Source organism: Streptomyces sp. NRRL B-24085 (assembly GCF_001282115.1).
Lineage (GTDB): Bacteria > Actinomycetota > Actinomycetes > Streptomycetales > Streptomycetaceae > Streptomyces.
Window position 1 is genome coordinate 1 of sequence record NZ_LJBR01000501.1, and the last position, 10,126, is coordinate 10,126.

Sequence of the window (10,126 nt, forward strand, 5' to 3'; positions counted from 1 at the left end):
CCACCGGGACCGCCCGACCCCGCGCCGCGCGATCGTCCCCCCACCGGCGCTGCGACGATGGATTCCCAGACCTCAGAGTCATCACAGACACCCCAGGCACCTCAGCAACCTCATACGTTCCAGGTCGACCTGCGCGGTCTGGTGGACCTCCTCTCCCATCACCTCTACTCCAGTCCCAAGGTCTATCTGCGCGAGCTGATGCAGAACGCGGTGGACGCGATCACGGCCCGGCGGGCCGAGCAGCCGGACGCCCCGGCCCGGGTGCGGTTGTACGCGGAAGAGGGCGCCCTGCGGGTCGAGGACTCCGGGGTCGGGCTCACCGAGGCGGACGTGCACGACCTGCTGGCCACCATCGGGCGCAGCTCCAAGCGGGCCGAGGGACTTCAGGAGGTCCGCTCGGACTTCCTCGGGCAGTTCGGGATCGGTCTGCTCGCGTGCTTCGTGGTCGCCGAGCGGATCCGCGTGGTCAGCCGCAGTGCCCGTACGCCGGACGCGCCGCCGGTGGAGTGGACGGCGAGCGACGACGGTTCGTACCGGGTGCGGACGCTGCCCGACGACGCCCGTCCGGAGCCGGGGACCACGGTTCACCTGGTGGCGCGGGCGGGGGCCGGCGAGTGGCTGGCGCCCGGGCGGGTGCTCCAGCTCGCCCGGGACTTCGGCTCCCTGCTGCCGTACGACGTCCGGGTCGGCGACGAGGCGGTCACCGATCTGCCCGCGCCCTGGGACCGGCCGTACCCCTCCCCCGCGACCCGCCGGGTCGCCCTGGCCCGGCACTGCCACGAGCTGTTCGGCTTCACGCCTTTGGACTCGATCGAGCTGAACGTGCCGCTGGCCGGGATCCGGGGCGTGGCGTACGTCCTCCCCTCGGCGGTGAGTCCCGCCCAACGGGCCACCCATCGGGTGCACCTGAAGGGCATGCTGCTGACCGAGCGGGCCGAACAGCTCCTGCCGGACTGGGCGTTCTTCGTGCGCTGCGTCCTGGACACCGACAGCCTGCGGCCCACGGCGTCGCGCGAGTCGCTGTACGAGGACGAGACGCTGGCCGCCGTACGGGACGCGCTCGGGGAGCGGATCCGGTCCTGGCTGACGGGGCTCGCCGCCGGGGATCCGGAGCGGCTCGCGGCGTTCCTGTCCGTGCACCACCTGGGGGTGAAGTCGCTCGCGCGGCACGACAAGGACATGCTGCGCACGATGCTGCCCTGGCTGCCGTTCGAGACGACCGACGGGCGGCTGTCGCTGGAGGAGTTCGCACAGCGGCACGCGGTGGTGCACTTCACGCGGACCGTCGAGGAGTACCGGCAGGTCGCGCCGATCGCCTCCGCGCAGGGCGTCGGGGTGGTCAACGGCGGTTACACCTACGACAGCGACCTGGTCGAGGCGCTGCCCTCGGTGCGGCCGGGCACGGTCGTCACGGAACTGGACGCGGACACCGTGACCGCCCACATGGACCTGGTCGACCCGGCCGAGGAACTCGCCCTGTCGGGTTTCCTCGCCGCCGCGCGGGCCAGGCTCGACCCGCTGGGCTGTGACGTCGTCCTGCGTGCGTTCCGGCCGCTGTCCCTGCCCGCGCTGCACCTGGACGACCGGGACGCCCGGCACGAGCAGGCGCGGGCGGAGGCCGAGGACCAGGCGGACGACCTGTGGGCGGGCATCCTCGGCTCGCTGCGCGGCAGCGCCCCACGCGCGCGTCTCGTGCTGAACCATCTCAACCCGCTGGTACGGCGGATCGGTGCGCTGGGCGATCCGGAGCTGATCGGCACAGCCACCGAGTCCCTGTACGGGCAGGCGCTGCTGATGGCCCAGCGTCCGTTGCGGCCCGCGGACTCGGCGCTGCTGAACCGGGCTTTCATGGGCCTGCTGGAATGGGCCACGAACGGCGAGGAGGGCCGCTGATGAGCGCGGTGGACGGGAGCGCGGCCTTCGACGCGCTGCGCCGGGCGATGGCGGAGAACGCCGAGGAGCCGGAGGGGCCCGCCCGCAACGCGCGCGCGGAGCAGTTGCTCGCCGAGGCCGAGAAGCTGAACATCCCGCTGGCCGTGATCGAGGCGCTCGGGCACCAGCTGAAGGTCTACAACTACAGCTCCGAGAAGGCCAAGATGTTCGTCCCCTTCGCGCGGCTGCTGCGCATGTGGGACGAGCGTCCTGAGGACTTCGACGAGTACGAGACGCACTCGCTGCACTGGGTGTTCAAGTGGATGACGACCGGCATGCTCGACCAGCCGCACATCCCGCTCGCCGCCATGGAGAAGTGGCTCGGCGAGATGGAGCACCGCTACCGGCTGGCCGGGCACTCCGAACGGGCCGTGCGCAGCGCCGAGTACAGCGTGGCCGCGCACGTCGGGGACCTGGAGCGGGCCGAGCGCGCGTACGCCGCGTGGCTGGCCGCCGACCGGGACAGCATGGCCGACTGCCACGCCTGCGAGCTGCACGAGCAGGGCTGGTGGCAGTCGCAGCGTGGGCGGGACGAGGAGGCGCTCGACCTGTGGGCGCCGGTCCTGGAGGGCGAGTTCACCTGCGCCCACGAGCCGCACGCGGTCCTAGCGTCCTCCCTGAAGCCGCTGCTGCGTCTGGGCCGCCTCGACGAGGCGCGCGCCAACCATCTGCGGGGCTTCCGGCTCGTGCGGGCCATGGAGAGCATGCGCGGCGCCTACGCGGACCACGTGGAGTTCTGCGCGCTCAGCGGCAACGAGGCGCGCGCGCTGGAGCTGCTGGCTGAGCGTCCCGCGTACTTCACGGACGACGGCCATCCGCGCAGCCTGCTGGACTTCACGGCCGTGGTGGCCCTGCTGATGGACCGGCTGACCGGGCTGGGCCTGGGCGAGCGGCCGGTGCCCGGCCCCGCAGGCCGGTCCTGGACCGCGGCCGAGCTCGCCGCCCACGCGCGCGGGCAGGCCCTCGCGCTGGCCGCCCGCTTCGACGAGCGCAACGGCACGTCCCACGTCAGCGAACGGACCCGCGCGCGCATGGCGCAGCGCCCGCTGGTGGAACGGCTGCCGCTGGGAGTACGGGCGGTCCGGACGGTCGCCGCTCCGGCGCCCGCGGCCCCCGTCACCGCGCGGGAGCCCGATCTGGCCGCGCTGGTCGCCGAGGCCCGGCGGCTGTCGGACACCCTGCGGCCGAACGCCGTGGAGGCGTGGGCGGCGGTCGCGCGGGCCGCCGAGGGCGTCCGGCTGGATCCGCGCGACCGGGCGGAGATCGCCGACCACGAGGCGATGGACCTGGGCCCGGCGGGCCTCGAACTGTTCGAGCAAGCCGCCGAGTTGTACGCGGAGGCGGGCGACCCGGGCGAGGCACTGGCGGCACGCGCGCGTGCCGCGTACGTCCGCGCGCTCGCGGGTGAGGTGGACGCGGCGCTCGCGGCGGTCGCCGGGCCGTACGACGAGGTCCTGGCGCTGTACTCCGCGGACGGCACCGGCGTACGGCAGACGGCGTCGGTGCTGATGTCCCGGGCGCGGATCCTGATGCGGCGGGTGCACGAGGGCGACGAGGAGGCGTTCCCGACCGACGCCGAGTCGGCCGTACGGGAGGTGCTCGCGCTCGTCGAGGGGCGGACCGGGGACGACGTGCGGCTGGCCGCGCGGGTCGCGGAGGCGCAGGCGATGCTGGCGGAGCTGGCCGCGCGGGCCGGGGACCTTCCGGCGGCGGCCGAGCTGTTCACCACGGCCGCGGCCGGGTTCGTGGCGGCGGGCCTGCCCTGGTTCGCGGTGGAGTACGAGGCCAGGCTCGCCGGGCTGCTGCACCACCTGGGCGACCCGGACGGCACGGAGCGGGCGCTGCGGGCGGCCCTGGAGCACGGCGGGCCGCATCTGGAAGCGGTCGGGCGGGCCCAGCTCCATCTCCAGCTCGCCGAGGTCGTCGGCGGCCGGGGGCTCGACGAGGAGGCCGCGGAGCACGCCCTGGAGGCCGCTCACTGGGCCGACGAGGCCGGGGAGGGGCCGACGCTGGGTGCCCTGGCCCGGCACCAGCTCGGCGGGTTCCTGCTGCGTCTGGGCCGGTGGGCGGAGGCCGCGGAGGTGCTGGAGTCGGCGCTTCCCGACCTGAGCGCGGAGCGGCACGGCGAGGGGGCGGTCGTACAGACGCAGTGGTGGCTCGGCGACTGCCTGGCCGAGCTGGGCGAGCACCGGGCGGCGGCCGAACGGCGACTGCAAGCCGCGGAGATCGCCCGGCACTGGCCCGAGCAGCACGACCACGCCACGCTCGCGCACCTCGCCGCGGAGTCCCTGGGGGCCGCGGGGCTGGCCGCCGAGGCCGACCGGGCGTACGCGCGCGCGGGCGCCCTGTGGACTGAGCTCGGCAATGTGTACGGTCTCGTCCGCTCGCTGCGTGCCCGCGCGTGGCTCGCGCTGCGCGCGGAGGACGGGGTGGACGCGGCGCGGCGGTTGATGGCGGACGCGGTCCGCGCGTGCGAGGCCGCGCTGGGCGACGCGCGGGCCGACGAGGCGGCACGGCAGCGGCTGGTCGGCGAACTCGGGCACACGCACCGGCAGTTCGGGGACCTGCTGGCCCGTTCCGTCCCCGAGGACGCCGAGGACGACTCGATCCGGGCGGTGCTGGAGGAGGCGCTGGCCGAGGTGGTGGAGGCGGTCGTCGTGTTCGCCTCGCTCGGGGACGACGCCCTGGACGCGCGGACCGGTGCGGAACTCGCGGCGGGCTGGCTGGCGGCCGATCTGAGCCGGCCGGCGGAGGCGGCGGCACGCGCGCGTGCGGTGCTCGACGCCTACGGCGACACGGACAGGGCCGACGCCACGGCACGGGCGCGGCGGTCCGAGGCGGAGCAGATGCTGAGCCTCACCGAGGGTGCGGAGGGGCGGGACGGCTGACCGGCACCGCCCGCGCTGTGCGGGGAGCCGCCGGCCGGGGTGCTACTCGACCCCGATGAGCAGCACGGCCCCCTGCCGGCCGCCCCGGTACACGACGGTGTCCACGGCGAGGTAGGACTCCCGTACGCGCGTCTCCAGGTGCTCGGCGACGGTCTCGGGGGCCTCGTCGCCCAGGACCAGGGTGACCAGCTCCCCGCCGGCCGAGAGCATGCGGTCGAGGACGGTCTCGGCGGTCACGGTGACGTCCGAGCCGATCACCGCCACGTCCCCGTCGATGAGCCCGAGGACGTCACCGGCCTGGCAGATGCCGGCCATGGTCCAGGACTGGCGTTCCGCGACGACGACCTCGGCGTGGCGGGTCGCACCGGCCGCCGAGGTCATCTGGACCACGTCCTCGTCGAACCGGCGCTCCGGTTCGTGCACGGCGAGCGCCGCGATGCCCTGGACCGCGGAGCGGGTCGGGATCAGCGCGACCCGGATGCCCTCGGTGCGGGCCTGCTCGGCGGCGGCGGCCGCGGTGTGGCGCAGGTCGGCGTCGTTGGGCAGCAGCACGACCTCGCGCGCGTGGGCCCGCCGTACGGCCTCCACGAGCTCCCCGCTCGCGGGCGGCTCCCCGGGGCGGGCGAGCACGGTGGTCGCCCCGGCCTCGGTGTACAGCCCGGCCAGTCCCTCACCGGGCACGACGGCGACGACGGCCCGCTGGGCGCGCTCGCGGGCCGGCCGCCCGGCGCCGGTGGTGTGCACGTCACCGACGCCGAAGTGCGTGATGCGGATCCGGTAGGGCCGGCCTGCCTCGACGCCCGCCTCCACGGCGGCGCCGGCGTCGTCGACGTGCACATGGACGTTCCACAGTCCGTCGCCGCCGACCACCACGAGGGAGTCCCCGAGCCCGTCGAGCCGCTGCCGCAGCCGCGCGACGGCGGTGTCGTCGGCCTCCAGGAGGTAGATGACCTCGAAGGCGGGGCCGTGGGTGTCCGGGGCGTCGGCGCACTCTTCGAGGACGTCCGCGGGGACTTCTACGGGGTCGGCGGGGACGGAGTCGGCCCGGGCCTCGGCGGAGTCCGCGCGCTCCTCGGCGGAGGTCATGTCCGTGTCGTCGCCCGCCACGCGCGCGTGCCGCAGGTCGCTCACCACCGGCACCGCGCTGGGCACCTCCCCCGTGAACGTCTCCACCAGCGCCCCCAGCACCGCCACCAGCCCCCGGCCGCCGGCGTCCACCACGCCCGCGCGCTCCAGGACGGCGAGCTGGCCGGGTGTCGCGGCGAGGGCGGCGCGCGCCCCGTCGTAGGCGGCCCGGGCCACCGCCCCGCAGTCGCCCTCCGCTCCCCCGGCCGCGTCCGCGGCGGCCGAGGCGACCGTCAGGACCGTGCCCTCGACGGGGTGGGCCACGGCCTGGCGGGCGGAGTCGGCCGCGTGCCGCAGGGCGAGGCGGAGCCCCTCGCCGTCCGTGTGAGTCGTCTCACTGTCGGCGGACAGCACCTGGGCCATGCCGCGCAGCAACTGGGCAAGGATCGTGCCGGAGTTGCCGCGGGCGCCTATGAGGGCTCCGTGCGCCATCGCGCGAGCGGCCTCCGCGAGTGCCGGTTCGCCCGAGTCGTGGGCGCCGTGGGCCTCGAAGACGGCCTCCACGGCGGCGGTCGCCGACTCGGCGGTCAGGTACAGGTTGGTGCCGGTGTCCCCGTCGGCGACGGGGTAGACGTTGATCGCGTCGATCTCCTCGCGCGCCCGGCCCAGCGCCCGCAGCGCGAGACCGCACCAGGTGCGCACCGCGAGAGCATCGAAGAATGTCTGCGGCACCTGCGCCACCTGCGCCTCCTCGGGCTGCTGGACTGGACGCAGCGTAGACCCCGGGCGGGCGTCCGCCGGAAGAGGGCCCGGAGCGAGTGCCTGGTCAGTCATGGTAGTTTCGTTCTACTGGCGCAGTCGTTGTATGCTGCTCCGGTTGCCCGATCCCGATCGGGCCATTCCCCTGGCAGTGCCACTCAGATCTTTGATCCTGCGATCTCGATCCCGGCCCGCCGGGATCCACCGTAAGTGCATCTGAAGTCTTTGGAGTGACCCGTGGCTGCCAACTGCGACGTCTGTGGCAAGGGGCCGGGCTTCGGCAACAGCGTGTCCTTCTCGCACCGCCGTACGTCCCGTCGCTGGAACCCGAACATCCAGCACGTCCGTACCGTGATCGGCGGGACGCCCAAGCGCCTGAACGTCTGCACCTCGTGCATCAAGGCCGGCAAGGTCTCGCGCTGACGCACAGCTGAAGCGCGCGGCCACCGCTGGTTCGCTGCAGAGCCGGTCCACCTCAGGGTGGGCCGGCTTTTTGCCGTGCCCGCTTGTACGTGAGGGCGATCGTCGGCCCGTTCCTCCTCCAAGGGGCTCACCGGGAAGTCGGCGACGAACGTCAAGCTGCCGGAGTACCCGGTGTGAGGCCGTTCCGCAGCGCCCAGCCGTGGTCGACGGGACCGATCCCCCCGCCGAGGGCGAATCCGGCGGCGATCGCGCCGGTGACGTACTCCTTGGCCGCCGTCACCGCCTCCGGCACGGACTGTCCCTTCGCGAGCTGCGAGGCGATCGCGGAGGCGAGGGTGCAGCCGGTGCCGTGGGTGTGCCGGTTGTCGTGGCGGGGCGCGCGCAGCCAGTGCTCCGCGGAGCCGTCGGTGAGCAGGTCGACGGCGTCGCCCGGGAGATGACCGCCCTTGATGAGCACCCACTTGGGTCCGTACGCCAGGACGGCCCGGGCCGCCTCGCGCAGCTGGGACTCCGACTCGACCCGCACACCGGTGAGTTGGGCCACCTCGTCGAGGTTGGGGGTGGCCACGGTGGCGACCGGGAGCAGCCGTCGCCGTACGGACTCCAGGGCGGACGAGGCCAGCAGCGAGTCGCCGTGCTTGGAGACGCCGACCGGGTCGACGACGGCCGGGGCGTCCGTGGCGCCGATCAACTCGGCGACCGCCTCCACGAGTTCGGCCGAGGCGAGCATCCCCGTCTTGACGGCCTGAACGCCGATGTCGTCCACGACACTGCGGTACTGGGCCCGCACCGCCTCCACCGGCAGCTCCCAAGCCCCTTGCACGCCGAGGGAGTTCTGCGCGGTGACGGCGGTGACGACGCTCATGCCGTGCACGCCGAGCGCGAGCATGGTCTTCAGGTCGGCCTGGATCCCGGCGCCGCCGCCGGAGTCGGAGCCCGCCACGGTGAGCACCAGGGGCTTCACGACTCGATGTCCCCGCCGAAGTGGTCCCAGCCGCCCTGGCTGGTCCAGGGCGCCCCGTCGACCGTCACCTGGGGCAGCGCCGAGGGGTTGAGGACCTCGCCGATCACCTTCCAGCGGGCGGGGAGCTTCACGTCCGGCGGGAAGGTGGCCACGATCGCGTGGTCCTCTCCCCCGGACAGCACCCACTGGATGGGGTCGACACCGACGGCCTGACCGATGTCGATCATCTGGCTCGGGATGTCGATCGCGCCGGAGCCGATGTCGATGCGGACCTTGCTGGCCTCGGCGATGTGGCCGAGGTCGGCGATCAGCCCGTCGCTCACGTCGCACATCGCGGTCGCGCCGAGCGCCGCGGCGGCGGGGCCCGCGTGGTACGGCGGCTCGGGGCGCCGGTGCGCCTCGACGAAGGCGCGCGGCGAGCGGAACCCGCGGGAGAGCACCGCGTACCCGGCCGCCGACCAGCCCAGCCAGCCGGTCACGGCCACCAGGTCGCCGGGCTGGGCGCCGGCCCGGGTGACCGGCTCCTGGCCTCGCAGATCACCGAGGGCGGTGATGGAGACCATGATCGTGTCCCCTCGTACGACGTCACCGCCGACCACGGAGGCGCCCGCGACCTGGCACTCGTCGCGCAGGCCGTCCATGAGCTCCGAGGGCCAGGTCACCGGGAGTTCGGCGGGCACGACCAGGCCGAGCAGCAGGGCGGTCGGCACGGCTCCCATGGCGGCGATGTCCGCGAGGTTCTGGGCGGCCGCCTTGCGTCCGACGTCGTAGGCCGTGGACCAGTCGCGGCGGAAGTGCCGGCCCTCCAGAAGGATGTCGGTGCTCGCCACGACCCTGCGGTCGGGCGCGGCGACCACCGCGGCGTCGTCGCCGGGGCCCACCCGGACCGCCGGGGTGGTGGTGAGACGGGAGGTGAGCTCCCTGATGAGCCCGAACTCGCCGAGCTCACCAACAGTGCCCTTCATGGCCCTTACGCCCCTTCTGTGCCGTGCCGTGCCCGGTCGCGCGTCATCAGTGTCCTCGATACGGTCGAGGGGACCGTGAACTTCTGTCGTGTCCGCACCCCGGCACGGGTGTCCGCGTCCCCGCGGGTCTCCCCGCAGCGACCGGCGACGCGATACCGTGGCGTTCCTTTTCCCCACATGATCCTCGTGGCCGCCCTGGAGGTTCCGTGGTACAGGCGTACATCCTGATCCAGACGGAGGTCGGCAAGGCGTCGACCGTCGCCGAGACGATCAGCAAGATCCCTGGTGTCATCCAGGCCGAGGACGTGACAGGACCGTATGACGTGATCGTCCGCGCACAGGCCGACACCGTGGACGACCTGGGCCGCATGGTGGTCGCCAAGGTCCAGCAAGTGGACGGCATCACGCGCACCCTGACCTGCCCGGTCGTCCATCTGTAGCCCCCGTCTACCCTTGGCCGGTGAACTTCTTCCGTCACCGGCCTCTCGGTCTGTCCGCGCTCGCCCTGCTGATCACGGTCGCGGGCTGCTCCTCCGCAGACGACAGCGCGTCGGCTGCGGTTCCCTCGCCGGGGGCGGGCGTCACGAAGCTGTGCCGGGAACTGGACCGGGTACTGCCGTCCAAGGTCGACGACCAGGACCGTCGGGATCCCGAGCCCGCGTCCGCGCTGACCGCGGGCTGGGGTGACCCGGCGATCATACTGCGGTGCGGTGTCGAGCGGCCCGCGAAGATGGACGATCCGGAGGCCGACGGGGTCGAGGTGAACGGGGTGGGCTGGCTCCTGGAGAAGCAGGACGACGGTTCGTTCCGGTTCACCACGACCCTGCGCAAGGCCTACGTCGAGGTCACGATCCCCGAGAACCGCACCGCGGACGGCATGGCACCGCTGGTGGACCTGGCGTCCGGCATAAAGAAGGCGATCCCCAAGGGAATCGCCGACTAGCCCCACCCGAACCCCTCGAAGCCGGCCTCGTAACCCCCGCCGGCCGACGACATGGTTCTCACCGACCGGCAGCGCGGTTCGCACCCACCGGCAGCGGGAGCCCCAGCGCCCACGTCCGGAGTCCCGGCGCCCGGCGACGGGGGTCCCAGCGTCCCACGTCCGGAGCCCCAGGGCCCCACGTCCGGAG

The 10,126-nt window shown here is 73.9% G+C and carries 8 protein-coding genes; 5 read left to right on the plus strand and 3 right to left on the minus strand.

All coding sequences use genetic code 11. From position 1 onward, the window contains the following. The first annotated feature begins 57 nt into the window (after window positions 1-57). Together AOJ26_RS37835 and AOJ26_RS37840 are read left to right on the plus strand one after the other, a co-directional pair. Window positions 58-1,893, plus strand: coding sequence for an HSP90 family protein (locus tag AOJ26_RS37835; RefSeq protein ID WP_053852880.1), 1,836 nt, complete (start codon window positions 58-60; stop codon window positions 1,891-1,893). Continuing rightward, window positions 1,893-4,820: a hypothetical protein gene (locus AOJ26_RS37840; RefSeq protein ID WP_053852881.1), complete on the plus strand. Its 2,928-nt coding sequence runs from the start codon at window positions 1,893-1,895 to the stop codon at window positions 4,818-4,820. Before AOJ26_RS37835 ends, AOJ26_RS37840 begins: the two co-directional genes overlap by 1 nt. A 42-nt stretch (window positions 4,821-4,862) precedes the next feature. Here the strand turns inward: AOJ26_RS37840 and AOJ26_RS37845 are convergent, their stop codons facing one another. Beyond that, on the minus strand, window positions 4,863-6,626 hold the full coding sequence (locus tag AOJ26_RS37845) for a DAK2 domain-containing protein (protein ID WP_053852882.1): 1,764 nt from the start codon (window positions 6,624-6,626) through the stop codon (window positions 4,863-4,865). 255 nt (window positions 6,627-6,881) lie between these two features. Between AOJ26_RS37845 and rpmB the strand changes: the two genes are divergently transcribed. Beyond that, complete coding sequence (gene rpmB / locus AOJ26_RS37850; protein WP_020138726.1) at window positions 6,882-7,067, plus strand: 50S ribosomal protein L28; 186 nt, start codon at window positions 6,882-6,884, stop codon at window positions 7,065-7,067. A gap of 151 nt (window positions 7,068-7,218) precedes the next feature. Here rpmB and thiD read toward each other — a convergent pair whose 3' ends face one another. Beyond that, a complete protein-coding gene (gene thiD, locus AOJ26_RS37855) occupies window positions 7,219-8,031 on the minus strand; it encodes a bifunctional hydroxymethylpyrimidine kinase/phosphomethylpyrimidine kinase (protein WP_053852883.1) in 813 nt (270 codons plus the stop codon). Next, on the minus strand, window positions 8,028-8,996 hold the full coding sequence (locus tag AOJ26_RS37860) for a thiamine-phosphate kinase (RefSeq protein WP_053852884.1): 969 nt from the start codon (window positions 8,994-8,996) through the stop codon (window positions 8,028-8,030). Before AOJ26_RS37860 ends, thiD begins: the two co-directional genes overlap by 4 nt. Window positions 8,997-9,202: 206 nt before the next feature. Here AOJ26_RS37860 and AOJ26_RS37865 point away from each other — a divergent pair, with 206 nt between their 5' ends. Continuing rightward, on the plus strand, window positions 9,203-9,436 hold the full coding sequence (locus AOJ26_RS37865) for an Lrp/AsnC family transcriptional regulator (protein WP_003997603.1): 234 nt from the start codon (window positions 9,203-9,205) through the stop codon (window positions 9,434-9,436). A gap of 20 nt (window positions 9,437-9,456) precedes the next feature. After that, window positions 9,457-9,939, plus strand: a complete 483-nt coding sequence (locus AOJ26_RS37870; RefSeq protein ID WP_053852885.1) for a DUF3515 domain-containing protein — start codon at window positions 9,457-9,459, stop codon at window positions 9,937-9,939. Window positions 9,940-10,126: the final 187 nt, after the last annotated feature.

Excerpts from the sequence above, each read along its gene's own strand:
- AOJ26_RS37835 (WP_053852880.1), top strand. The coding sequence starts at position 58 with ATGGATTCCCAGACCTCAGAGTCATCACAGACACCCCAGGCACCTCAG.
- AOJ26_RS37840 (WP_053852881.1), top strand. The coding sequence starts at position 1,893 with ATGAGCGCGGTGGACGGGAGCGCGGCCTTCGACGCGCTGCGCCGGGCG.
- AOJ26_RS37860 (WP_053852884.1), bottom strand. The coding sequence starts at position 8,996 with ATGAAGGGCACTGTTGGTGAGCTCGGCGAGTTCGGGCTCATCAGGGAG.